The sequence below is a fragment of the Tolypothrix sp. PCC 7601 genome, assembly GCF_025677855.1.
Lineage (GTDB): Bacteria > Cyanobacteriota > Cyanobacteriia > Cyanobacteriales > Nostocaceae > Aulosira > Aulosira diplosiphon.
On sequence record NZ_CP064879.1, the window covers coordinates 8089599 to 8115752 of the forward strand.

Annotated in this window: 18 protein-coding genes and 1 tRNA gene; 10 read left to right on the top strand and 9 right to left on the bottom strand. The window is 42.2% G+C overall.

The window, feature by feature from the left end:
- On the bottom strand, positions 1-3297 hold the full coding sequence (locus HG267_RS32720) for a type 2 lanthipeptide synthetase LanM family protein (RefSeq protein WP_045874596.1): 3297 nt from the start codon (positions 3295-3297) through the stop codon (positions 1-3).
- Positions 3298-3517: 220 nt separating this feature from the next.
- Entirely contained in the window at positions 3518-3751 is a 234-nt protein-coding gene (locus tag HG267_RS32725; RefSeq protein ID WP_081584166.1) for a mersacidin/lichenicidin family type 2 lantibiotic, read from the bottom strand.
- Between the two features lie 513 nt (positions 3752-4264).
- Between HG267_RS32725 and HG267_RS32730 the strand changes: the two genes are divergently transcribed.
- The 4 genes from HG267_RS32730 (at position 4265) to HG267_RS32745 (ending at position 11041) form a co-directional block, all read left to right on the top strand.
- Positions 4265-6046: a hypothetical protein gene (locus tag HG267_RS32730; RefSeq protein WP_045874557.1), complete on the top strand. Its 1782-nt coding sequence runs from the start codon at positions 4265-4267 to the stop codon at positions 6044-6046.
- Positions 6047-6055: 9 nt separating this feature from the next.
- Positions 6056-7498 carry a DUF1822 family protein gene (locus HG267_RS32735; RefSeq protein ID WP_045874558.1) on the top strand — a complete coding sequence of 481 codons (1443 nt, stop codon included), beginning with the start codon at positions 6056-6058 and terminating at the stop codon, positions 7496-7498.
- 305 nt (positions 7499-7803) lie between these two features.
- Positions 7804-10137, top strand: a complete 2334-nt coding sequence (locus HG267_RS32740) for a CHASE2 domain-containing protein (RefSeq protein ID WP_045874559.1) — start codon at positions 7804-7806, stop codon at positions 10135-10137.
- A gap of 10 nt (positions 10138-10147) precedes the next feature.
- Complete coding sequence (locus HG267_RS32745; protein WP_052335458.1) at positions 10148-11041, top strand: DUF928 domain-containing protein; 894 nt, start codon at positions 10148-10150, stop codon at positions 11039-11041.
- A 62-nt stretch (positions 11042-11103) separates the two neighbouring features.
- Here HG267_RS32745 and HG267_RS32750 read toward each other — a convergent pair whose 3' ends face one another.
- The 4 genes from HG267_RS32750 to HG267_RS32765 form a co-directional block, all read right to left on the bottom strand.
- Positions 11104-11541 carry a secondary thiamine-phosphate synthase enzyme YjbQ gene (locus HG267_RS32750; protein ID WP_045874560.1) on the bottom strand — a complete coding sequence of 146 codons (438 nt, stop codon included), beginning with the start codon at positions 11539-11541 and terminating at the stop codon, positions 11104-11106.
- Between the two features lie 346 nt (positions 11542-11887).
- Positions 11888-12811, bottom strand: a complete 924-nt coding sequence (locus HG267_RS32755) for a phosphodiester glycosidase family protein (RefSeq protein ID WP_045874561.1) — start codon at positions 12809-12811, stop codon at positions 11888-11890.
- 239 nt (positions 12812-13050) lie between these two features.
- Positions 13051-14295 carry a DUF4912 domain-containing protein gene (locus HG267_RS32760; protein WP_045874562.1) on the bottom strand — a complete coding sequence of 415 codons (1245 nt, stop codon included), beginning with the start codon at positions 14293-14295 and terminating at the stop codon, positions 13051-13053.
- Between the two features lie 593 nt (positions 14296-14888).
- Complete coding sequence (locus HG267_RS32765; RefSeq protein WP_045874563.1) at positions 14889-17183, bottom strand: IMS domain-containing protein; 2295 nt, start codon at positions 17181-17183, stop codon at positions 14889-14891.
- A 1158-nt stretch (positions 17184-18341) separates the two neighbouring features.
- On the opposite strand from HG267_RS32765, the gene pdhA reads away from it, so the two are divergent.
- From pdhA to HG267_RS32780, 3 genes are all read left to right on the top strand, one after another.
- Positions 18342-19379 (top strand): pyruvate dehydrogenase (acetyl-transferring) E1 component subunit alpha, encoded by a 1038-nt coding sequence (gene pdhA / locus HG267_RS32770; RefSeq protein WP_045874564.1) that lies wholly within the window; start codon positions 18342-18344, stop codon positions 19377-19379.
- A 115-nt stretch (positions 19380-19494) separates the two neighbouring features.
- Positions 19495-20364, top strand: coding sequence for an aldose epimerase (locus tag HG267_RS32775; protein WP_045874565.1), 870 nt, complete (start codon positions 19495-19497; stop codon positions 20362-20364).
- A gap of 64 nt (positions 20365-20428) precedes the next feature.
- A tRNA-Lys gene (locus HG267_RS32780) sits at positions 20429-20500 on the top strand.
- Positions 20501-20885: 385 nt separating this feature from the next.
- Here the strand turns inward: HG267_RS32780 and HG267_RS32785 are convergent.
- The gene (locus tag HG267_RS32785) at positions 20886-21269 is read right to left on the bottom strand and encodes a type II toxin-antitoxin system VapC family toxin (protein WP_045874566.1); all 384 of its coding nucleotides are present in this window, start codon (positions 21267-21269) and stop codon (positions 20886-20888) included.
- Positions 21266-21523: a type II toxin-antitoxin system Phd/YefM family antitoxin gene (locus tag HG267_RS32790; protein WP_045874567.1), complete on the bottom strand. Its 258-nt coding sequence runs from the start codon at positions 21521-21523 to the stop codon at positions 21266-21268. Before HG267_RS32790 ends, HG267_RS32785 begins: the two co-directional genes overlap by 4 nt.
- A gap of 197 nt (positions 21524-21720) precedes the next feature.
- Between HG267_RS32790 and HG267_RS32795 the strand changes: the two genes are divergently transcribed.
- Both HG267_RS32795 and fba read left to right on the top strand, forming a co-directional pair.
- Complete coding sequence (locus tag HG267_RS32795) at positions 21721-22407, top strand: Uma2 family endonuclease (protein ID WP_045874568.1); 687 nt, start codon at positions 21721-21723, stop codon at positions 22405-22407.
- Positions 22408-22713: 306 nt separating this feature from the next.
- Positions 22714-23793 carry a class II fructose-bisphosphate aldolase gene (fba, locus tag HG267_RS32800; RefSeq protein WP_045874569.1) on the top strand — a complete coding sequence of 360 codons (1080 nt, stop codon included), beginning with the start codon at positions 22714-22716 and terminating at the stop codon, positions 23791-23793.
- A 268-nt stretch (positions 23794-24061) separates the two neighbouring features.
- Here fba and hisD read toward each other — a convergent pair whose 3' ends face one another.
- Positions 24062-25345 (bottom strand): histidinol dehydrogenase, encoded by a 1284-nt coding sequence (gene hisD, locus HG267_RS32805; RefSeq protein ID WP_045874570.1) that lies wholly within the window; start codon positions 25343-25345, stop codon positions 24062-24064.
- A gap of 126 nt (positions 25346-25471) precedes the next feature.
- Between hisD and HG267_RS32810 the strand changes: the two genes are divergently transcribed.
- Positions 25472-26065 (top strand): macro domain-containing protein, encoded by a 594-nt coding sequence (locus HG267_RS32810; protein WP_045874571.1) that lies wholly within the window; start codon positions 25472-25474, stop codon positions 26063-26065.
- Positions 26066-26154 lie beyond the last annotated feature (89 nt).

Here is a 26154-nt window from a genome sequence, read left to right on the forward strand (position 1 = left end):
TCAGTTATGAGGTGCGATGGCGAAACGCCCGCCAAAGGCGATCGCATACTCTTCATTTGTCTGCACTGGGCTGTTAAGCTGAGGAGGCTCCAGCACTAAAACTGAGGGAACAAGCTCTGGCGCGGCTAGTCGCAGCAATCCATAACCAATGCCTGCTAGTCCTGTCATCAGTCCTGGTGTCTCTACTCCCAAAGGTACGCCACAAAGCCATCCGTGTTGGTTTATACTTGCAAGAATCATGGTAGCAAAGCGATCAACTTGAGTTTGCCATTGCGGATCGTTGAGGGTGAGACTGGCTTGCAATAGTAATTCTAGGTTACCTAAATCTCCGTGACAGAGGGAGTGATTGCTGCCAAAACCCTGAGCTATTGTGGTTTTCAGGGCTGTGTTAATTTCGGAACGAATTTGGCGATCGCTCAGGTGTGGAAGAGAGCGCAAGCGAGCCAGCCCAATTCCTGGCGCACCGTGACACCATGCTGTCATACAGCTATGTTTGCTGTCATATTTTTGCATTAATTGAGCAGTAAAATTGCGTAAGTCTAGCCAGTTGCCAACTTCCGCCACAAACAGGCTACGCTCATACTCAATAGCAGCTAAAGCAGTTGTGTAAAAACGCTGCTCACCTGTCAAAGATGCCAACTCTAACAGCGCCCAAGCTATCCCTGCTACACCGTGAGAAAACCCTGCTAACGGTGCTGTATCTAATATCTTCGTACTCCAAGCAATACCTTGCTGCATGGGTTGCGCGCAGGCGATGAGACGATCGCCACATTGAATGGCAGCAGCTAATGTGCGATCGCATGGCGCACAGCGATACAGAGCAATTAAACCACCTATGCACCCAGCTGCACCGCTAATAATATCGAATTGTTCGTCTTTTTCAATTAGCTCAGGTAGATGTTTAACAATCTCTTGTGCCTCTTTCAGCAGCGTTGGTTGATTCCACAGCATACTGATATGAGAGAGAGTATAGATAATTCCTCCCCAACCCTCAAAAAAACCAATGGATGTGACATGAGATCGGTTGTTATCTACTTGGCGGAGAATTGTATTTAATGCAGATTTAGCTAAATTTCTATAGCGTTCCTCGCCAGTAACAGCACTCAGATAAGCCAGAAATAATGCTACTCCTGATAATCCGTTATACAGATCCATATTTAGTGGAGTCAGCAACCATGTTTCTTGGGGTGTAAGCTGCAAACCAATCCAATTAGCATCCTGTTCGCTAGATAATGCTAACGCTTCTAAGCGATCGCCTACTGCCTGTGCTGCTACTAGTAATTCCTCCCGACTGGCAGAATGATGCACTTCCGTGACAGAGTAACTGGGCGATTGTCTTTGCTGTTTTGCCGTTACCAATGTAGTCAGAGAAGCCCGAATAAACCACAGTTGTTGTGTTAAATCAGCTTCATCAAGTTGCTGAAAACGACGTTGAACTGAAGCCATACTTGATTCAGCAAAAAAATCGGCAATTCGCTCTCCAGAACTAGTCCACAAATCCCGTGAATTAGGACGAGTTGTGAATAGGGGAATATCACCTTGCCATAAATCATTGCGTTCAGCAGTAATTACTTGAGCCAAATGGGGTTTTTGGACAACTTCTAGCCAGAGACGATCAAAATGGCGATCGCGATCTAAAGCATTACGCAAAACATCGGGATGAAAACCTTCAGTTAATAGTAAACTATAGATATAAGTAGAACGAATAATCGCCCGCACATAATCCTGACTAAAACGAGCTAAAATACCATTTTCTGCCAATAAATCGTCTCGATGATTTAAAAGTAATCGATATATATTAGTAAATCCTGTAATTAGAGAATCTGTATAATCCAATACATTAATTTCTTCACCATTGCAAGTCGGTCGATTTTGGTTTTCTGGCATTTCTAACCGCTTGCGTTTCAGAGACATTTCATCAGTTCCCTGTCCTGCCAAATATAGAGCGTGATAGGGTGTGAGTTGACCTTGTGCAGATCCCAAACCACTTAAATCAACGCCTTCATACTCAGCATTACCATAAATTCGCTGTGGCAATAATCCAATGCTCAAAACTGAGAAAGCCATCTTTTTGTAAGCCAGTAAATCTGATTTGACAAGTTCCACTCGCTCAAAGCAAGGATGAAACAAAGCTTCCAAGTCAATTAAAATAGGATGCTCACCTGCGGCGATTAAGTTCTCACTGTGAAAATCAGTTGCTTGCAAGGCGTAGAGTAAAGCTAAGTAGCCACCCTGACGTTCATAAAAACGCTCAATTTCGGCTTTTGTGTTGCATCCAGCCGCACTAACGAATTCCACCCAACCATAATCATCACGTTGTAGAATCTTGAGAGTTTGAAATGGTGGATGAGTACCGCGATCGTTGAGCCAGGTGAGTAATTCTTGGAAATGCACATCAACAGCTAGGGTTCTCGGTTTATAAACAATCTGCAATCCAGAACTAAATTTAGCAATCAAAACGGAACGTCCACCCCGATGGCTATCCCCAGCACTACCTTGTAACTCTATCAGTACTCCTGGCTGATTTTCGGGACTAAACAGCTTGCAGATATCGCTCCAATCAGCGCAAAGATGGCGCAGGAACTCTAAACTGAATAGCACCCAATGATCAATACAAATTTTGATTTGGCGTGTGAGAACTGGATATTCTTGCAACAAAGCCAATGCTTGAGAAGGCTGTCTTAAATTGGCAATGAAGTTTTGAAATCTTTCTTGTGGCGTATCCCCATTTAATAATCCTTGCAGTCGCGCCACATTGATTTCCAAAACCATTGTTCTGTGTAGCATCTGCAACAATTTTTTTGTTACATTTGCTAGTAATATCTCCATCACAGTATCAGCATCAAAAGCTAGCTCTGATTGGCGCTGAATTAGTTGCTGTAATTCTTGATGTAGTTGCTCAAAGCCTTGTTTTATAAGTGGCTCGACGGCATACAAAAAACCAGTTGTGCTTTCTTTGAGAATTTCTGGAGGCAAAAATATATGAGAATCAGAGTTAGCAAATTCAGTAAATACTTGTTCGATTTGTGACATCCATCCCGGAGGAGAAACGCGATCGCCTATCGCCTCCATTGGCGTACCTAAAATGTTGAGAAATTCTGACTCAGTGACTCCATCCAATTCTAGACGCTGCGCCCAATCAGCATCACTCATAAATAAGTTTTGTTTCCGCCAGCGTTGCATTCTTTCTTGTGCTGTTTTGCGATTAATTTGCTGTTGGGATACTTGAGAATTAAATATATTTAGTAAGGCAATACGTTCATCTAATGTCAGAGCTTGAAACCATTGTTTATTCATTACAGCATCTTGATGTATGAAGTCAGGTAGTAAGTGTTTAAGGGTGAACCAAAAAGGCTCACCCATCTTGATTAGAAAGGTGTGATTACACTAGAAAAATTGGCATTGCATATTTGCGGGATGAATTCAGACTTCTGGAAAAAGCTAAAAGTCGATTCTTTGCGCCTTTGCGGCTTTGCGTGAGACAAAAATTATCCCATCAATCAGCAACGCCAAAAAATTAACCATTAGGAAAAACGTCGCAACCAGTTAGGAAGTAGGTAGAAGGTGCGGCAAAAAACTCAGGAGGAAGCCTAAATTTACCGACATATCCGCCAGCTACAGCTTCCATTTCCTCATCTGAGAGTTGAATCTGTCCAGCAGGATTTTCAGGTAATTGAGAACGTTGTTCTTCACTCAAGCTATTACGATAGTCTTCATCTTTCCATGCACGAATAATGTCAAAGTTAGACATGATGTTTCTCCTTAATTTAAATGATGTAAGTTTTTTGAAAGGAGGTCTTTTTCCCAAATAGAGAAGTAAGCAAAGAGACAGTAATTAACCACAGCTTTAACAATGTAATGAACAACATTGAATTGAGCTTGCTTGCTTTACCTCGTTGGGTTTGAACCCTTTCACTCAAGTTAATGGGATAGGCTTTTTGGATTTATGCACTTGTCCCGATGTAATAGCTGTTTTTCTACTCCATGAAATAGCTGAAAATATTACTCTGACTAGGTTGCAATTATTTTATTGAAAGCGGCAGGAAACTCCATTCTCTTGTGAGTGCACTTTCTTGTGCGCCCCACAGCTTCGGGTATTGGACATGGGAAAGAAATACAATGCCCAAAAACTCCGATGTGCATAAATAATGAAATGCCATCCCAATAACCCGATGAAAGGGTTTTAGCTCTAATTTTTGATTTTGAATGGGCAATTTATGGTAAAACAGCAGGGGAGCAAGGGGGAGTCTTCTGGGAGTATGAAATGAGCGAGCAATTCTGGACTTTGTATGACTTCGCTGCAACTAACGGTTATCCTCCCTTTAAACGGTTAATTGAAAATCGCTTGCGGGAGAGAATGGCAAAGCTAGTTAAGTTGCATCCCCAATGGGATGAGAACGACTATGCAAATTATTTTGTCAAAATTCTCAATGATGATTCTCAACCGGAAACCGAAAAGCGGTTAGCTCACTGGCACTTATTAGCTTACTTCGATCGCGATCGCTGTTATCTAATTTGGCGCAGTTGGTGTCGTCTCCCGTTTTACGCTACTTATGGGGAAAATTTGTATGCGCTGACGAACGAACACCTGTGTAATCGGGAGAAATTACGGCAATATCTCAGTAAATATCAAACTAGCGGCTATGGTGGAGCAAGTCTAAAAAGCTACATGGTAGGGGTGCTGCGAAATGTCACCCGCGACCATGTAAACTGGGAATCGAGATGGCATTTGTTGTGTGATGTAGACATCAATAGTCACAGAAAATTGCAAAAGGCGGAAGAACGACTCAGATCCGCACTCAACAACGCGGGAGCAAGAGAACCGGAAATTTCTCAGTATCTTTTTGCTTGGCGATATTTTATTCCGATTTACAAAAACAACCGTGTCTACAATCCCCAAAGACGAGAAAGGGGAAAATGGCCGGAACCAGAATTTGCTGATTTTGTCGCCACAGCTAAGGATTACAACTCGCAAAGATTCCAGCCAGGCGCACCTCTGCAAGTAGCTGTGGGTGCAGATGTCGCACCTGCAATGATCCAAAAATGGATGAATTTATGTATTGATGCTTTACAGCAATCCGATCAAATTATTGAAGTTCCTTACGATGCTCATAGTAACGAACCGGCTGATTCTGGGGAAGCAATAGAACAGGATGAAGAACAGAGCTTATCTTTACCAGCAGTAGATTTGGCTTTAACAAGCGAACTGGAAATTATTGAGCAAAACCTCGATAAAACTCGCAGCCAAATTCCTAAATCTTACCGCCAAGCTGTCATGGCTTTGTGTTATCCTCATCCCTTGGCGCTGTTAACTCAAGAACAGTTTGCGAGTAAGATGAGCGTGCATCAGGGAACGATTTCCCGCTACATTTCTAAATATGTGGAAACGCCATTAATCGAAAAATTTCAGCAGTTAACCAGCGAACAATTTCACCCTACAGATTATATTAAAACCTTTTTAACGGAAAAATTTGCTCGTCTGCAACGAGTTAATCCCATTGAAACGCAATTAATGGCAGCAATTGCTGATTTAGATGCCGAATTACAACATATTCTGAAGCTTAGTTACGGTCAAAAACTAAATATTAGTGAATTAACTCAAACTCTGAGCCAAGATAAAGTAATTACTCCAGCAGAAGTACAAGAGAAGTTAACTTTAGCTTACAATCAATTAGAAAAGAGCTTTTTAAATTTACTCCAGCAATGGCAAATTAACTATATCAAATCTTGGTTAAAAAGCTATTATCAAAATCTGATTCAATCAGGATTATTAAAGTCTTTTGAGCAATTAGCAGCACCGCAGCAAGAAATTTTGTTACTCAGATATGCTCAAAAACAAGACATAAATAATATTGAAATTATCACATCTCACTCTCATGCCGACCAACTGCTCGCCGCAGCCAAGCAGCAATTACAGCGTTTGTTTCTCCTGTGGATTGATACCAGCTTTGGACTTTCCCTAGAGACAGAAACTCAACAAATCGGGGAAATTATTGAGGATTGGCTGTCAACCAACTTGCTCTACCAAGAAATCCAGAGAAATTAAGGAGAGAATATGCTAAATTTGCGAAAACTTGTCACTACATATCCTAACCATCTCTGGTTGACTTTATCACAAGAGCTGCAACAAGCAGCTTGGCAGCAATCCCAATCTCACGCTAATGCTGCTGCTTGCTGTCAAGCATATCTCAATTATTTGTGCGTAAAAACTTTTATTCCCTGGCTGGAGGCTTGGTTAGCAGAAGACAACCCCCAAGCTAACAATAAAAACAGTATTTTTTCTCCTACAAAGTGGGATTCTCTCTGGGAATTTGTCAATGGGACTCCCATTGATTTAGGAGAAATCCGCTTAGTTTTAATTCCTAGCGACACCAGCGATTTAGGAGAATTTGCTGTTCCTTGCGAGTGGGTTGATATTCCTAGCTGGCGCAAAGATTATTACCTCGCCGTGCAAATTAATTTAGGCAATCCTGAACAATCTTGGCTGCGATTATGGGGATATGTAAGCTATCAAAAACTCAAGAGTCAGGGGATATATGATGAGAGCGATCGCACTTACTATATTCATCAGGAAGCTTTGGCGGAAGATATCACCCAAATGCTACTCCTTCCCCAGTCAGATGTTATCCCCCAAGCCGCACCATCGCAGTTATCAACACAAGTAGCTGAGGAGTTCTTCACCCAGTTAAGCAATCCTTCCATATATTCCCCCAGACTAGCAGTGCCTTTTGAACAGTGGGCAGCGTTAATTGTAGACGAGCAGTCGCGGCAAAAACTATACCAGCAACGCCTAAAATTAGCTACAACCCCAACAGCAAATTCAGCAACAGTTAACTTGCGCCAGTGGTTACAGCAAGCAGACAGCATAATTACGGAAATCTGGCAAGCAGTTGATGCGCTTTTAACACAACCAGAGTTAGGTGCAGTGCGGAGTGCAGAAATGAGCGTTTCTGCGGAAGCGATCGCACCCGTCATCCGCCTGATTAAATCCAATCGCCCAGAGAAAGAACGCTGTCAAGCCGCCGGGGTGTTAGGACAAATCGGCATTGGTCATCCCGAAGCGATCGCAGCGTTGATAGAATTGTTACATACTGCCAATGATGAGGAAACCCGTTGGGAAGCTGCTTTAAGTTTAGGTAAAATCGCTCCCCATCATCCCCAAGCTGGTATTAGTAGAGCCAGGCTAATTGATTTGGGAATGCAGCTAGGAGATTGCAAAGTCGCGCTAATTATCACCATCCGACCGAAAACTGAGGAGAAAATCGGCGTACGGCTACAAGTGCAACCGATTAGCCAGCAACACAAGCTACCACCAAATCTCATGTTAAGTGTGATTTCCGGTGGAGAAACTCGCTTGCAAGCCCAAACAAGAAGTGACGAACAAGGTGAAGGGAAAGATAAAGTTCTCCAATTAGGCTTTAGCCCACCACCAGGAACGCAATTTCAGGTACAAGTAACATTGAATGAGGTTAGGGTGTGTGAGAATTTTGTAGGGTAACGAACCGCCAAAAAATCGATGGGGAAAGGTCAAAAGAAGCAGGGGAGCAGGGAGCAGGGAGCAGGGGGCAGAAAGAAAATATTCTTGGAGTATATTGGATAATTTATTTTCTGGAAGTCCCTTAAAAAATAAATTGACAACAAAACAATCATTTTGGAGGGGGTTTGGGGGACGCAACCGTCACCCAATCGGGGGTTTGGGGGAGAATCCCCCAATTGATCTAGCTGTTTCCACAAGTGATCTTCTCTGAACTTTATTGACTTATATTCTTCTTTGCGCGAGCAACAATTAATCGGTAAGTAACCATGCCCAGGGTAGCAGTTCTAAAAATTGGCAGAGGAAACTTTCACCAAGGGTTTGAAGTATCCCTAGAACTGAGAGAAGATGGCGGTTTGCCTGTAGGGGAAATTGAAGGTAGACTTGGCGCTAATACAGATATTGAAGGCTTGTATTTTTTATGGCAACAGTCCTTTCGTAGTCTCAGCGCGATTGCTCGCAATGATGGGTGGGAAATTGAGTCAAGTTTACCAACAAATCGCGCTACTAGGGAGATTACTGACGACTGCTGGCAAAGAATGCGACAGGTGGAAGCTAACCTGAACGAATGGCTGCAACCTTCTGGGGAACTGGGGTGGCAAAAAATCCGCGAAAGGTTAAGCAAGGAACTCGCTACTCAGGCTGATACGCTGCGGTTAGCTATCAAAGCTAGAGATCCGATCCTCTGGAAACTACCTTGGCATAGCTGGGATTTGCTATCAAGTTATCCCAATGTGGGGGTGAGCTACAGTCCGGTAGAATATGAATCTTGGGAAATTGCCAAACATCAAACTCAAAGCGATCGCGTGCGGTTGTTGGCGATTTTCGGGGATAATCAAAACCTAGATTTAGCTGCGGATCGTCAAGCAATTGACAATCTCCAGGAAACAGAGTCAGTTTTTTACCATCAACCCCAAGCGCGAGATTTAATCGCCCAGCTACGAAATCCCCAAGGCTGGGATATCTTCTTTTTTGCTGGGCATAGCCAAACGATAGAACAAAGGGGGCGAATTAGTCTCAGCGCTAGAGAAAGTATTGAAACTGACCAATTTAAACACGCTTTGCGAGAAGCAGTGCAAAAAGGCTTAAAAATCGCCATTTTTAATTCTTGTGAAGGATTGGGATTAGCCCAGCAGTTAGCTGATTTGCACGTCCCGATTATTATTGTCATGCAGGAGATTGTCCCCGATGTCGTCGCGCAATCGTTTCTCAAGGAATTTCTGCGAGAATATGCTGGCGGACAACCTTTATATAGTGCTGTACGCCATGCCCAGGAACGACTAGAGGAATTTACGGAGTTACCTGGGGCTACTTGGTTACCAATGATTTATCAAAATCCGGCTGAGGTGCCGCCGACTTGGCAGGATTTACGCCCGAAAAAGCGTCAGCATCGCTTTGGGCTTGACTGGCAGCATTTGCCAAATATCTTGGTGAAAAGCTTGGTAGCTACTGGTTTAGTGATGGCAGTACGTTTTGTTGGGGGACTTCAGCCTGTGGAATTGTGGGCTTTTGACCAGATGACACGCTTACAAAGCGATCGCGGTATTGATGAGCGTCTACTGATTGTAAAAGTTACAGAACAAGATATTCAACAGCAGCGACAATATCCCCTGAGCGATCGCGTCATTTTACAAACTCTCGAAAAACTTCAGGCGCATCAACCTAGAGCCATTGGCTTGGATATCTACCGCGATTTTCCTGTAGAACCAGGATATCGCGAGCTAGCTGCACATATCAAAAAAAACTCAAACTTGGTAACAATCTGCGAAGTCAGCCATCCAGAAGCCAAAGCCAACAAATTTGGAGTTGCTTCACCCCCAGCTAGTCCCCCTGAGAATGTCGGCTTTAGCGATATCGCAGTTGAACCAGATGGAACAGTGCGCCGTTATTTGTTGCATTTAAATCCAGGCGATTCAGTTTGCCAAGTCCCTTATGCTTTCAGTGCGGAATTAGCCTTACGTTACCTCGATGCTGAAGGTATTCAACCAGAAGCAACATCAGATGGCAATTTACAGCTTGGCTCTACCGTTTTTCAACCATTAGAAAAGCATACAGGTTTTTATCACAACATTGACCCTCGCGGTCATCAAGTCTTGCTCAGTTATCGTTCTTTCACAAAAGTCGCTAGGGAAGTCACGCTCACAGAAGTTCTCCAAAATGATTTTAAACCCCAGTGGGTGAAAAACAGGATTGTGTTGATTGGCGTTGTCGCTCAATCAGTAGGCGATCGCTTTTCTACTCCCTTTAGTAACGAAATTGACAAGAAAATGCCTGGTGTAGTGATTCACGCCCAAATGGTGAGTCAAATGCTGAGTATCGCCAAACAAGAACGCCCCTTACTACAGTTTTGGCCCCAAACCTTAGATGCAGTTTGGATTGGGAGTTGGGCACTTACGGGGGGTTTATGCGTCTGGGTATTTCATGGGCTGGTTTATCGGCGGATTGCGATCGCCTCAGCCATGATTATTCTTGGTAGCCTCTGCTTGTCTTTGTTCAGTATCGGCATTTGTGCGCCCTTAGTTCCTTCAGTAATTGCTTTGGTGATTAGCTACATAATTACAACTAAGACGGTAATAGGGAAAAGGATGAAGGATGAAGGATGAAGTATAAAGTATGAAGTTTTATCGCTGGAAAATGGGACTAGCTTTGGCATTAGCCTTAGCTTTCATTGGTTTTGGTGCGAGTAAAGGAAAAGCCCAACCTTTTCAACATCGCCAACAAATCCTTGCTTCGACTACATCCCCGATTAAGCAAAATTCCTCACAGCAGTCCCAACCCAAACCCGCAACTGCTTCCCCAGTGAAGTTTAAGCGCCCGCCACTGTCACCACGCGGCGCACCAGGTAATCGCAAAGGCGGCGGAACTCGTGACGGATATATTTGTTCAGCGCTGGAAATTAAAGAACGGCTGATGGCTTTAGTTCCGGCTGTAGAATCAGAGCCAGGAATCAGCCATGTTTGGGGATTAACCCTGGAAGCTTCTCCCACTCTTTGGTTTTATGTTCCTTATCAACCGCAAGATATCAAGGTTGGTGAATTAGAAATCTGGGACGAAACCGATCCAGATCCGAGAAATTATCAGCAAACTTATCAAGGAACTTTCAAAGTTACCGACACACCAGGAGCGATCGCTCTCACTCTCCCATCGACAGTAAAATTAGAACCAGGTAAAAACTACCATTGGTATTTAACCCTGAATATGAATTGCGATCGCGAAGCGCAAGCTGTCAATGTCAACGGCTGGATTCAACGAGTTAAATTGAGCAATAGTCTTCCCCCACAGCAATCAACTGAACGCAATCGAGTTATTTTCTATGCCGAAAATGGCATTTGGTACGACGCTATAACTTTATTAGCCCAAATGCGCCGTCGCCAACCACAAACACAAATCTTACTCACAGATTGGCAAAAATTGTTCAGGGATATTGGACTAGAAGAGTTTGCAAACAAACCTATTGTACCTTGCTGTCAGCCGGGGATTCGAGATTATACCAATTTGGGATTTTAGATTTTGGAACTGCCAAATTTTTATGTATGGCAATGTTAATTTTGAATTTGTATTATCTTTATTTACTCTCCAGAAATTTGTACAAAAACTGTTCTTTGTCGCGGGCCATCTAATTCAAAAAATAAAACTGATTGCCAAGTTCCTAAAGCTAATTTTCCATCCACAATCGGAATTACTTCACTAGTACTGAGCATCATTGCCATCAAATGAGAATGAGCATTCATTGGTTCATCTTCTGGGACAACTCTTAAATGCAAATCATTATGTAAATATCGGTCAGATTCTGGTGCTAATTTCCGCAAGAATCCTTTGATATCTTCTAACAGTCTTTCTTCATTTTCGTTAATAGCTAAGGCCGTTGTTGTGTGGCGAGAAAATATTAAAGCCTGTCCATTTTGAATCGATGTAGAAGCAATACAATCCTGAATCTGGGGCGTAATGTTATGAATATTAATTCCTGCTTGGGTTGGAATTTCAATTAGCTGATTCACAATTGGCATATTGCAGAAACCTTTCGCTGATGTTAAATAAGCCTTCTAAAATAGAATATCCGTTCACGTAGGATGCGTTAGCGATAGCGTAACGCATCATTGTCAAAGCTAGCTTTTCCTGCTTTACAGCTACGCCTAATACCATTTCACAAAAAATATGATGTGGATGTAGGTTGGGTTGAGGAACGAAACCCAACACTCCAAAGTCTTGTAATAGTTGGGTTTCACTTCGTTCAACCCAACCTACGCATCTGTATCATTTTTTTCTAGAATTGGTATAACGCACGCTAAATTGATAAAATTTTTGCAGAAATAAAATCGGATTTCTAGACCTTTAGCATTATCTGTAAATATTTTATTTTTTATATATTAAAAACACTGAACCAATCGGCCCTGCATTTTCTACATATATTTTATTATTATAAAATAATCCGGGAGACATCCCACCATCAAATAATATTCCTTCTTGAATTTTACCTAAACAATTATTACTGGCAATGCCTGCTAAAACATCATCAAAATTCTCGGGTAATAATTCTTGATTATTTTGAGAAAATTCAATATTAGAATTAGCTTTTGCATCATTCACTAACAAAATTACATATCCTTTATCGGTAATAGCAGCTAAAGAGCGATTCGTCGCCTGTTTACAAGCAAACTCTCCCAAATCATTACAAATATCTTTAAACTTTCCGTCCCGATAAAATCTCCCATTACCTCCTACCAAGTTGTAATTAAGAATTTCCTCTTTTCTTCTACCAGCCTGGATAGTGGCTTTTCTATTTTTTGGGTTACCTCCAGATACACCAAAAGAAGAACGTTTATTTTTAAAGTCTCCAGAATACTCAAATCCGCGAGAAATATTTAAACCTTGGGGTTTGTTATCAGTGCCTATATAATCAGCATTAATTGCTGCTATGGGAGTTTGTCCGTTTAATTTAGAATTTTCATCAGCAATGATTTCCCGAAAGATTTTTGGCACATATTCCTTACGCAATTTTCCTTGACTATTTTTGGCGTAAAGTTTATGAGCAAGTCCAACATTTACCTTAAAATCTAATTTTTCTGAGCGGGGGTTAAACACAACCACATGATTGATCCCTCTATCAAATTTTTTCCCTAGATTATTAGCTTTGAAGAACTCAATACTAAAATTAGCATTTTTGCCAATGCAAGCAATTTTCGCTGATTCTTGAGCTGCATTGGATGTATTATCTCTACAGCCAGATAATAGATTGAGTGCGATTACAAAAATAGATAATAAAAATAATTTTTTCATTTGTTAGTTGGTGTTCGGTTTTTGGTGTTCGGTGTTTGGTATTTAGTGTTTTTCATGACCAATTACCAATTACCCATTACTAATTACCCATTACTAATTACCCAATCCCCATTACCCCTTATCCCCAGAGGGGGCCCCGAGTTCCCCAATCCCCAATCCCATTGACACAAAAAACCCGCTACAGAATTACTATAGCGGGTAAAAATTTATTCAATCTGGAGTCGATGCAAAATTTCCTATTAAGACAGCCATTCTAAAACGGCTTCGTCTTTAGTATTGGTATTGCGGGATGGGGTTTCACGATTAAACTTCATGTGAATTGAGCGGGTTTGCTCGCCATCAGCAGCAACAGCCAAGATAGGATAGTCGATTAAACCATCTTGGAAGGACATTTGGAAGCGGAATGTACCATCTGGATTCAGCTTAATTGGACGACCGCCAATTGTAACGGTAGCATCTGGTTCAGTTGCACCATAGACAATTAATTCAGCATCAGCAATTAACCAGAACTTGCGAGGACGTACTGGTACAGCAGAGGCGGAGAAGCCAACGCCAGACATTCCTACACCAGACATATTTAAACCAGAGGTGGTGGGAACTGCCCACATACCTACACCAGATGGGAAAATGTAGGAGCTGATAGCCTGTTCTGGTGTTACAGAGCCAGGTACGTGCTGCATGGAACCAAACAGAGAACCTGCAACCCGTTGTGCTTCAGCAGATTCCGCCATACCAAAGATTTGGTCGTAAATGGGGTTACCGTTAGCATAAGCTGTGGTAGCAATTTTCTTGGCTGGGGGAACCAATTCGTAAACAGTCTTACCACGCAAGTCTTCTTCAAAGTTGACGGTGACGAATACATCCTCAATCCAGTCTGAAGGATAGACAGGAGGAATATGTACACGTGCAGAACGTGCTAGAACTAACCAGCGTCCGTCAACAGCACGATAGCCAATATCAATTACATAGTCGCGATCGCTCACAGGAATTGGTAGATACCATTCTCTAGCCAATTCATCAGCAGGATATTCTTGCAAGCTGTGGGGACTTTGGAAATCAATGTTGATGTCGGTAACATCATAAATCCGCAGCGCTAACTGTTGTCCCCCTTGTCTCCGTAGTTCTTCTTTATGCTCATTGGGAACATCCCAGTAGGTGTAAGCCCACTGGGGATCGCGTGGTAAAAGTACAATCCGGCTTTCACCGTAACCAGCAGGTAGATCTCCTAGTTCCTCATCAACATCAATGAGCAAACCACCATTGCGATCTTCTTGACCTAACTCGAATTTTGCTGCTTCCACGGTTTCCTGTGCCTCCAGTGAACGAGATGGACTAAGTGAAAACTTGCTGCGCTGAACTTCCTGAATCGATGCCAGTAATTGTGATTTACGCATCCGGCTATAGCGAGAAATGCCATATTCACTCGCTACTTTGCGTAATTGCCGCAATGTCATCTCCTCTAGCGGCGGGCGTTCTTTTGCCATTAATTTGGCCTCCAGTAGTTTGAAAGGTAAATGATTTCTCCGGGTTACAGAATGCTGAGTAACATTTCATCCAACTCCAGATGAATTTCTTATTCCTGACTTCTGGTATTGCCCAGTGTTGTAGTTTGTTAAATGGTTATTAAATTGAGAGTCACTCCCTTTCAATTCCTTCTCATGCCAAGATCAGCATCTTTTTGGGATCAAGTGGAGTTGTTGAATAAATATTAAGCAATAACCCTGGGTTGGGATCAAGGGGTCTGAAGACGCTTTTTCGGCTATTTGACGAATCTATAAGCCCTTTGGGGATCATAATGTCATGATTTCATAACATTAAGCCGATCGGGCTGAAGGCTAATCAACGGTAATATCAAGATTTCATGACATTAAAATTGGCACTAAAAAACTTTGTAGGGACACCAGTAATACTGGTGTCCCTACGACATATCTAGAAAGAGTGCTGAGTGCTGAAATCTTTAGCCTAAGTGCCTCTGTTTAGTTAAAGTACTTTTAATTTGTGTAGCCAGAGTGGGCTTTACAGCCTACTCCAGAAAATTTCTACTTATAGGGAACATACAACTTCAACATTCAACAGCTTAAAAGTTCAGAGTGATTTTATTGATAACTGACATACTTTGGATGCGCCAAATACCTTCTTGACGAACCAAGTTATATTTAACACGCAAAGTTTCGTCAGAAGCCTTCTTCAGTTGACCATGTTGATAGAACTGAGTGATTTCCTTGACTGTAGCTTCCACGGCTGTGCGATCGCTATCGTTATCAATTTTCTCTACAGATTCTACCTTGTGGCTATGCTCGTATTTCCGATAACGATTCTCAGATTTATCTTGCAGGGCAATTGAGCGCCATTGCAATAAAGATGAACCAGTAAGAATTTGTTGTAAATTATCAACCTCATGATTTGGCCCTAAAGCCGCAGCTTTGGTAGATAACCAACTCCCAATGATTTCCTCGGCTGTCGTAGTTGTTAAAGGCCCGTCTGGCGATTGTGGTTTGCTGTTGGGGTCAGGAATCTGGATAATAGGTTGATTAATTTCTATTGATAATTGTTCGCCTTCTAACCTTGGCGACGGATGAAACAGACTTCTGACAAATCCAAAGGTTGTGGAAACGATCAACCAAAAAACAACTATGACAATCAAAGAAACCAGCACAGTCCATACAAGGCGGGTTTTACCTTCTAGGGAGTTGGCAAAATTACGCCGTCTTTGCGGATAACGTTGTCGTGGTTCTAATGCACGTTCTCGGTTAGTATTTTGAGTTGGCTTGCGCCGCCTGCGCCCAGAAGTTTGCTCTGGTGGGGAAACTCTAGCAGCACCATTTAAGTTTTGCTGGGGTTCTTTAGCTGTGCGTTCGCCAGATGAAAACTGCGTTGCTGGCGCATCGGGTGTGCGATAGCTACCAGATATGGGGGTAGATGATCTCCATCTAGGGGTTTCTGGTAAATCTGGGTCAGGAGGTCTGCTATGACGGAATTGTCGAGAACTCCCAGGACTGTTGTTACGGTTCTGGGTATTGTTATTTGGTGGTGGCGATAAAGGTTGACGGTTAATTACAGCCGACTCATCAGTTGTTTCCGCATCCGAGGGCAGAACTTCTAAATAGGCTTGTACCTGTGGTTGAGCAAAGTAACTCTTTAAAGAAGCTGTCTGCTTGTTTAAATCTCGGAAGTGGGGAAACACTTCATGTTGTAACCACTGTTCTCCGTAGAGACACAACCCAGGTAACAAATCTGGAGAATCTTGAGATTTTTCGCGAATAAAAGCTAAAGCCTCGTATTCTTGGCTGAGTTCTAAAACGCGGGTGGCTTCTTCAGTTTGCCCAAGTAACAGCGCACAGAGTGATTGTTCTAAATGCACATCTTGGCGCTTACCCAAACGCATCAGCATTTGCTTGGCTTGGCGAATCAATGCTGGTTGACGTTGCACAAAACCCCGTGCTATCAAGGCATAAACAGCCAAATAGGTAGCAACAGCAGAAGGACGTTTGCTTTCTGCTTCAAATAACTTGTGCTGTTCTGCGACGGTTAAGTGGTTACGTAACTGCTGGATAAATCGCAAAAAGTCATCAATGTTCAGACCTGATTCATCATTACTATTGCCATCAATGCCACCGCGATCGTCTAGGATGTTTTGCAATAATTCCAGACCTTGGCGACGTTCAGCGACGTTGGTTTCTGGTAATGCTAGTAATTCCAGAATCCGATATGGTCGCAATTTATAAAGATCTGCTTGAATTTCCGCCTGGACGGTGGGAAATAACTCTTCGCGAGATAAAACTTCCAGACCAGTTTCTAAAGAATTGGCGGCGTTTTCGTAATGGCCTTGCTGCCATTGCTCCCGCCCCAATTCTAAGCAGGCTAAAGCAATGGTGAGTACCACATCAGGGCGATCGCTTTCTCTGGCTTCTGCGTCGGCTAAATTATTGGCTGTTTTGCCTTCTCCCCCATTATTTTTATGGACTAAATATGGCTTTCCTAATTTCAGTACTATTTCGTACTCGCCTAAGTCCTGCAAAATTAGTAAAGCACCAACTAACTCCTCCTGAGAAATTTCAATACTTAGACTTTGGTTGTCAATTGCACCATTTGTTTGTCCGGAGCGGTTTTCAACTGCTACGGACGTAGAAGCATTACCATCAGGGTCATAAGCATGGGCAAGATACAGCTGATCGTAACTGCTACGTTCTTTGGGATCTGATAAAACCACGTAAGCTTCTTCTATAAGTTGTTTGCGCGAAGAAATTGCTGCTTGAGAATACTCTCGTCGCGGCAACTGTACAATGCGATCGCTATATGCTTGCCGCAATTGTTCTTCACTTGCCGCTAACGGTAGTCCTAAAATTCGGTAGTAATCTAGCGGAATTCGCACAGCCTACTTCCCCTGCACCGCGATCAACATAATTCACTTAAAGCGTCCCAGGCATGTAAAACCGTGCCATAATAACACCGTGTTGACTTTACACCACAAGTGTATATTGCAACAACTTGTTTTGTATCCTCCCGAAATTTGAGTCATATTCTAGTACCTATATTTTGCCTTCGCCTAGAAAGGGTCAGCTTTTTGTTTTAATTCTTAGTATTTTGATTTTTTACCAGAGGCTATGAGCCTTGGATACTATAAACTACAAATTCCGCTTTTCTAATTAGTACAATAATTGTATTTTTTAAAACACTTTAATCTCCGTGTATTCTAGTAATTATTTTCTTAGTAAAACAAGCTAGCTTGATATATCCTACTTATATGGTAGATGTATCAATACTTATATACTCATACTTGTAGATGAGTATCAAGCAGGAGTCAGCAATCATAGCGATGCTAACTTACCCCAATTTTACGGTTGGCACCATAAAGACAACCGCTATATTTATAATTGACTTCTCAAATTTTGACTATTGCTGTCTTGTATCTTGAGGTATATTTAGGGTCTAGAAACCTTAAATTAACTCAGATAACATTGCTGATGATAATCTGTCAACACAGACGTGTTAATTTTTAGCAGCTACCAAATGTCCACTACAACAAAGCTGTTGCTGACTGAAACTTGCCTTGAAGGTAGACAAGGATCTTGTTTTGTGTTCACGTGAGTTAGTGTTAGATTTTTTTAAGAATTTCTCACTAACTACATCTAAAAATAGTACGGCAATAAAATCACCGCTTGGTAGATTTCCCTATTGATAGCTAGAGAAAGAAATCATATCATTCCTAGACCTGAATTACAATTATCTAACTAAGTATTTAGCTAGAGCAGGATTTAACAGCTTGATTTTTGCCAAATTGTTAATGGATATGCAGAAAGCAAGCTATCCTGATTGATAGCCTATAAAGGGGTGTGGATTTAACTCTTAGTACGGCTTTTGCTTTGATGGTAATAGCCGCCTAGTAAATGGGCCATAAAATTGAAAATCAAAAATTAAAAATCAAAAATCACTCATTTACAAATGTGATTTTTGGTACAAAAATTTTGATTGTTGACTCAGTTAAAAATCGTAAATTGCAGTTTGACGCGACAGGGATACTATACAAATAATGGTTCAAGAACGCACGTTACCCACCTTTAATGCCGCTAATGTCAAGATAACCAAAGAAGAAGGCTTGCGGTTATATGAGGACATGGTCTTAGGGCGCTTTTTTGAAGACAAATGCGCCGAAATGTACTATAGAGGCAAAATGTTTGGTTTTGTCCATTTGTACAACGGTCAAGAAGCCGTTTCCACTGGCGTGATTCAAGGGGCGATGCGACCTGGAGAAGATTATGTTTCCAGTACCTACCGCGATCACGTCCACGCTTTAAGTGCGGGAGTTCCAGCCAGAGAAGTCATGGCAGAGTTATTTGGCAAATCCACAGGTTGTAGCAAAGGCCGTGGTGGTTCCATGCATATGTTCTCTGCAGAACATCGCTTACTAGGTGGTTATGCTTTCGTGGCTGAAGGTATCCCTGTAGCAGCTGGTGCAGCTTTTCAAAGCAAATACCGCCGCGAGGTATTAGGCGATCAAAGTGCTGACCAAGTTACAGCTTGCTTTTTTGGCGATGGTGCTGCTAATAACGGTCAGTTCTTTGAAACCCTCAATATGGCAGCTTTATGGAAACTGCCAATTCTATTTGTGATCGAAAATAACAAGTGGGCAATTGGTATGGCTCACGATCGCGCTACTTCTGACCCAGAAATTTACAAAAAAGCTAGTGCCTTTAACATGGCGGGTGTAGAAGTAGATGGTATGGATGTGCTAGCTGTGCGTGCTGTTGCCCAAGAAGCTGTCGCCCGTGCCCGTGCTGGAGAAGGCCCGACTGTAATTGAAGCATTAACTTACCGTTTCCGCGGTCACTCCCTAGCAGATCCAGACGAACTACGCAGCAAAGCTGAGAAAGAATTCTGGTTTGCCCGCGATCCAATTAAGAAGCTAGCAGCTTATTTAGTTGAACACAATTTGTCAGATCAAGAAGAACTCAAAGGCATCGATCGCAAAATTCAGGGTGTCATCGACGATGCGGTGAAATTCGCCGAAAGTAGCCCCGAACCAGATCCTAGCGAGTTATATCGCTTTGTGTTTGCAGAAGACGAGTAAGTTGGGGATTGGGGACAAGGGACTGGGGACTTGGGACTGGGGAAAAGGAGGAAATCAATGCCCTATGCCCCATGCCCCATGCCCCATGCCCAATTAGCAATGAGGAGTAAATATTGTGTTTTCTATAGCGATTCAACAGCAGCAATACAAAACCTATATTCTTTCTGATGAAAGCGCAGGTTCCCAACTGGAAGTTGTGCCAGAACGGGGCGGGATTATTACCCGTTGGCGCATTCAAGGAGAAGAAATCCTTTATTTAGATGCGGAAAGGTTTGCCAATCCTGATTTAAGTGTTAGGGGTGGAATTCCGATTTTGTTTCCTATCTGCGGTAACTTGCCTGATAATACTTACACCGTAGATGGTAAAAATTATTCCCTGAAACAGCATGGCTTTGCCCGTGATTTACCTTGGCAAGTGACTGACCAAGTAACCCACGATCAAGCTAGCCTAACTATAGTTCTCAACAGCAACGAGCAAACAAAAGCTGTTTATCCTTTTGATTTTCAGCTAGTTTTTACCTACGAACTGCAAGGCAATACTTTAGAGATTAAGCAACAGTATCAAAATTTGTCATCGACTCCATTACCTTTTTCTATGGGTTTCCATCCCTACTTTCAGTTAGGTGACAAAAATCAATTAGAGTTTGCCATTCCCTCTGGTGAATATCAAAATCAAAAAACTAAAGAAATTTATCAATTTCATGGTAATTTTGATTTTAGTCAGGATGAAATTGACGTTGCCTTTAAGGAACTCACCAGTCAATCTGCCTCTGTGGTTGACAACAGCAGAAAGCTCAGTGTCTCCCTAGAGTACGGCAATGAATATCCCATCTTGGTATTTTGGACGCTAAAAGGTAAAGAATTCTATTGTTTAGAGCCTTGGAGTGCGCCTCGTAATTCCCTGAATACTGGCGAGCATCTGATTTTGTTAGCCCCAGGTGAGAGTTACCAAGCATCTGTACGCCTAACGGCAAATTTCTTCTAGAAACCCCTTTACAAATCTACAGATGTTTGTGCTATAATTGCAAAGTTGCGATACACAACTTAACGGGTCGCTAACTCAACGGTAGAGTACTCGGCTTTTAACCGATTAGTTCCGGGTTCGAATCCCGGGCGACCCATATAAAAGGAAACAACGCTCGCCTCGACTTGAAAGCTGAAGCGAGTTTTATTTTTAGGGCGAAATTGCGAGTACGTCTTCGCTTGGTTTGTAATTACTTATTTTGTGGATAAGTCCTGAGTGCGATCGCTGTTTTTGGAAAATGCTCACCATGTAGAATAGGCGATCGCATAAGCATAAATTTTGTAGTTTGCAAATAAAAAACAATTGGCAACTAGTATTTGAGGATTCAATTGAATTGATTCTATGTGAAGTTGCGCTATATTCGCCTTCATCCTCAAGGCTGGAGTTACACAAACAAAGCCCACCTCTGTGGGCTTTATTAAGCTTTTCTTCATCCAGAAACAGTATTAGTCAAATTTAATGCATCTAAACCAGAAAATAGATTACCATTCTACCTGGACTGAATAATTAGCAAAAATAGCATCACAACTAATCATCACAGCATTTTCTATATTAGTTTGAGCAATAAGTAACCTATCAAAAGGATCTTTATGATAAAGGGGTAAATTATCTAAAGCTAAAATATGATCAATATTAATTGGTAATATTTCAATATGATTATTTTGTTGACTAGCAATAATTTCTCTTAAAGCTTTATTTAATGTGAGTTTACCTAACTGGTGTTTAATTTGAATTTCCCAGAGACTGACAACACTCAATAACCTGATGTTATCTTTATCCGTTAGTAAATCTAATGCTTTTTGAGAAAGTTTTGCAGGGTCACTATCCCACCAAATAAACGTATGTGTATCTAACAGTAGCTTCATGGATTTTGTAACCAAAATTCATCTGGTAAAGGTTGATCGAAATCATCACTCATTACCATTGCGCCTAAATTTAATCCAGGCTGGGGAAGTTTTTCTGATACAAAGATAATTTTTTCAGGAGAATTAAGTATAGTTAATTTAGCAACAGGAGTATTACCTTTAGTGATGACTATTTCTTGATCATCTCGCATCAAAGACAGTAACTCGCTGACAGTTATTTGTAATTGATTAATATCAAATATTTTGCTTTGCATAGATTTTTATTTAAATAATTTATATCTGATTATAGTCTAATTTCCTGCAAAATTAGAAATTAGAAGGTATTCTGTTATCAAGATTAATTAATTTGAATTGAGATTGCCTAAATAAAGTAAATGCGATCGCACTCTCCCTAAAATAAATTTTCGCAGTTCGGTAGGATAGGCTTAGGCTAACCCAAATATTAGACGTTATGGTGAAAACACCTGCACAACATCAGGCAATTCCCTTTTTGGAAAATGGCGACAAACTTACCCGCTATGAATTTGAGCGTCGCTACAACGCCATGTTCAATTTGAAAAAAGCCGAATTAATTGAGGGAATTGTCTATATTATGCCTGCTGCTTTGCCTTTTAGAAGTCATAGTCAACCTCATGGCTGGATTCTTACATGGCTTGGTACTTATGAAGCAGCTACGCCTGGTGTAGCTTTGGGGGTTGAACCAACAGTGCGTCTAGATTTGGATAATGAACCTCAACCAGATGCAGTTCTGCTGATCAATCCAGAAGCAGGAGGCCAAGCAAAGCTGAGTGAAGATGATTATATTGAAGGCGCACCAGAGTTAATTGTCGAAATTGCTGCTAGTAGCGCAGCTATTGACCTTCATGCTAAAAAACAAGCTTATCGCCGTAATGGTGTAAAAGAATATATTGTTTGGCAAGTTCTAGAGCAAAAATTGAGTTGGTTTTGTTTAGAACAGGGTGAATATCTGGAATTAGTACCTGATGAGCGTGGAATTCTGCGAAGTCGAGTCTTCCCAGGATTGTGGTTAGCAGTAGCAGAAGTATTAGCAGGGAATATGCAATCTGTCTTAGCTGTTTTACAAACAGGCTTGCAATCTGCTGAACACGCAGCATTTACCCAGCAATTAGCACCTTAAGTGAGTGGCAGAGCTAGAAAAACCTTAGCATAGGCAGTTATAGGAATCGGCTGTGGTTGATCGTATTGGATACAAGACTACCAAAGCCTCAAACTGTAGCGTAGCAGACTGTACAGTCTGCTATTGCGAATATGGGGCACATTTATGAGTTGTAGCGTAAACTTTTTCAACATAAACACTCATCAATAGTTATAATTTCCTATATGTTGAAAAAACTCTTAAGATTAGCGTAACAATTACATTAATAGTAAATAATTACGCTTCTCTCACCCCGACTAGCTGACAACCACATTAGGAGGACTATCTATGGCGCTTGTACCCTTACGGCTGTTGTTGGATCACGCGGCTGAAAACGGTTACGGCATCCCAGCTTTCAATGTTAATAACTTGGAACAAATTCAGGCGATCCTGAAGGCTGCTGTAGAGACAGATAGCCCTGTAATTCTTCAAGCTTCTCGTGGCGCTCGTAACTATGCAGGAGAAAACTTCCTCCGCCATTTGATTTTGGCTGCTGTAGAAACCTATCCTCAAATTCCCATTGTCATGCACCAAGATCATGGCAATGCTCCTTCTACCTGCTACTCAGCAATTAAGAACAACTTCACCAGCGTCATGATGGATGGTTCGCTGGAAGCTGATGCTAAAACACCTGCAAGCTTCGAGTATAACGTCCGTGTTACCAGCGAAGTAGTGAATGTAGCTCATTCTCTAGGTGTCAGCGTTGAAGGCGAACTCGGTTGCTTAGGTTCTCTAGAAACTGGTGCGGGTGAAGCTGAAGATGGTCATGGTTTTGAAGGTACACTGGATCACTCCCAATTGCTGACCGATCCCGACGAAGCTGTTAGCTTTGTAGAGCAAACCAAAGTAGATGCTTTGGCAGTTGCTATTGGTACTAGCCACGGTGCTTACAAGTTTACCCGTAAGCCAACTGGCGAAATTTTGGCAATCAGCCGCATTGAAGAAATTCACCGCCGTTTGCCCAACACTCACTTGGTAATGCATGGTTCCTCCTCAGTACCTGAAGATTTAATTGCTCTGATTAACCAGTATGGTGGTGCAATTCCTGAAACCTACGGCGTACCTGTAGAAGAAATTCAAAAAGGTATCAAGAGCGGTGTACGTAAGGTAAACATTGACACCGACAACCGTTTGGCAATTACTGCTGCGGTACGTGAAGCTTTAGCAAAAAACCCCAAGGAATTTGACCCCCGTCACTTCCTCAAGCCTTCTATTGTCTATATGCAGAAGGTTTGTGCAGAACGCTATCAGCAATTTGGTACCGCTGGTAACGCTAGCAAGATTAAGCAAATTTCTTTGGAAGATTTTGCGGCTAAGTACGCTAAAGGCGAACTCAACGTTGTTACTAAGTCAGCTGCTAAAGTCTAATTTGGTTGAACAATCATTAGGAGCATAGCAGGGCTTTGCTCCTATCAGTCTGGAAATTGTGATTTTAAGAGACATGAACCGGGTAGCGTGTAGTTACCTGGTTTTTTTGTTTGGGTTTGGTAATGGGTAATGAGTTATGAGTAATGGGTAATGGGTAATTGGGGTTTGTCAGTTGTCATTTGGTATTTTCTACCTCATCCCCCTCATCTCCCTCATCTCCCTCATCTCCCTCATCTCCCTCATCTCCCTCATCCCCAGTACCCAATCCCTAATCCCGCAACCGTATAGCTACACTACCGCCGTGGGCTGGTAAGCCTTCTGCTTGTGCTAGGGTGACTGCGGCTGGGCCGATTTGCTGTAGTGCTTGTTGATTGCATTCCAGGTAGGTAATGCGTTTTAAGAAGTCGTAAACGCTTAAGCCGGAAGCAAAACGGGCGGAACGAGAAGTTGGGAGTACATGGTTTGGCCCGCCTAAATAATCGCCAATGGCTTCTGGTGTATAGCGTCCTAAAAATAGGCTACCAGCACATTTGATTTCGCTAGCTAGTAATTGAGGATTATCGATACACAATTCTATGTGTTCTGGTGCTAGCTGGTTGATGAGGGGAATACTTTCGGCTAAATCGTTGACAATAATTACAGCCCCATGTTTTTCCCAACTGGCGGTGGCTACTGATTTGGTAGCTAGGTGATTTAAAACTTGCTCAACTGATGCGATCGCATTTTGGGCGAATTCTGCTGAGTCGGTAATTAAAATAGATTGGGCGCTAGGATCATGTTCTGCTTGCGATAGTAAATCCCAAGCTATCCATTCGGGATTATTTTTGTCATCTGCAACAACAAGAATTTCAGAAGGGCCAGCAATACTGTCAATTCCCACTGTGCCAAATACTTGGCGTTTGGCTTCGGCAACATAGGCATTACCAGGCCCAACAATTTTATCAACAGGGGCAATAGTTTTAGTACCGTATGCTAGAGCTGCGATCGCTTGTGCCCCACCAATACCATATATTTCTGTGACACCAGCAATTTTAGCGGCTGCGAGTACTGCGGGATTAATCTCACCGCGAGGCATTGGCACTGTCATCACAATCCGATCCACACCAGCAATTTTGGCGGGTAGGGCATTCATTAATACCGAACTAGGATAACTAGCACGTCCGCCAGGTACATAAATTCCCACCTTTGACAGTGCTACCCAATTTAATCCCAGCCTGACACCAACTGTATCGGTATAGCCGATATCTTGGGGTAGTTGTTTTTCGTGAAATGCGGCAATTCTCTCTGCTGCCAATTCTAAGGCTGCTGTCACATCCTTGGGACATTGGGCTGCAAGTTCGGCAATAAATGTCTCACTTAGACGCAAAGACTCAGGATGATAATGGTCAAAGCGGCTAGTATAGTCATGGACTGCCGCATCACCACGCACTTTGACATCAGCCAGAATCTCTCTTACTGTCCCGCTAACATCAACAGTTGCTTCCCGGCGATCATTTACAAGTGCTTTAAATTTGGTAGAAAAATCTTTGTCGGTTGTTTGAAGTAGCTGCATGGACAGTATCTTTAATGCCCCAAGGTCAACAATCAATTGGGTCTAACAATCACATTTTATCCCAATTCCCGTCGCCAAAGGTTTAATTGTGGGTCTACAATAAGTATTCAAGCGGAGGAATAAAGCTTGAAATTGGTATTAGTAGCGCCAAATTCATTATTAGCAGCAGCATTTCAAGAACATTTTAACTATTTACCTAATGTTGAAATAGTCAATGACTACTTTGAGTGGTTGCCTAATTTTGACTGTTTAGTTAGTCCTGCTAACTCTTTTGGCATGATGGATGGTGGTATGGATGCTGCCATTATCAAATTTTTTGGTAGTTCTTTGATGACAACGGTACAGCAACGTATACTTGCAGATTATTTGGGTGAACAGCCAGTAGGAACGTCAATGATTGTGGAAACTGGTCATCTTCAGCATCCGTTCCTAGCACATACACCGACAATGCGAGTTCCTATGTCTATTATGGGGACTGACATTCCTTATATAGCCATGTGGGCTATGCTTTTAGCTGTGCGCCACCACAACCAACATGCTCAGTACAAGATTAATACGATTGCTTGTCCTGGTTTGGGTACAGGTATTGGTAGAGTACCATATAATGAGGCTGCTAGATTAATGGCATTAGCCTATGACCATTTTCTGTATCCTCCCAAGCATCTCAACTGCTTTGTTGCTGCTTCACGACAACTTTTGATCTGGGAGGGAAGAAGTTAAGGTGATACTGCTCGGTTAAGGATTTTCAACTCGGAATTTGGCTTGGGGAAAAGGGGAAAGGGTAAGGGTTAAAGGTTTTTTCTTGTCCC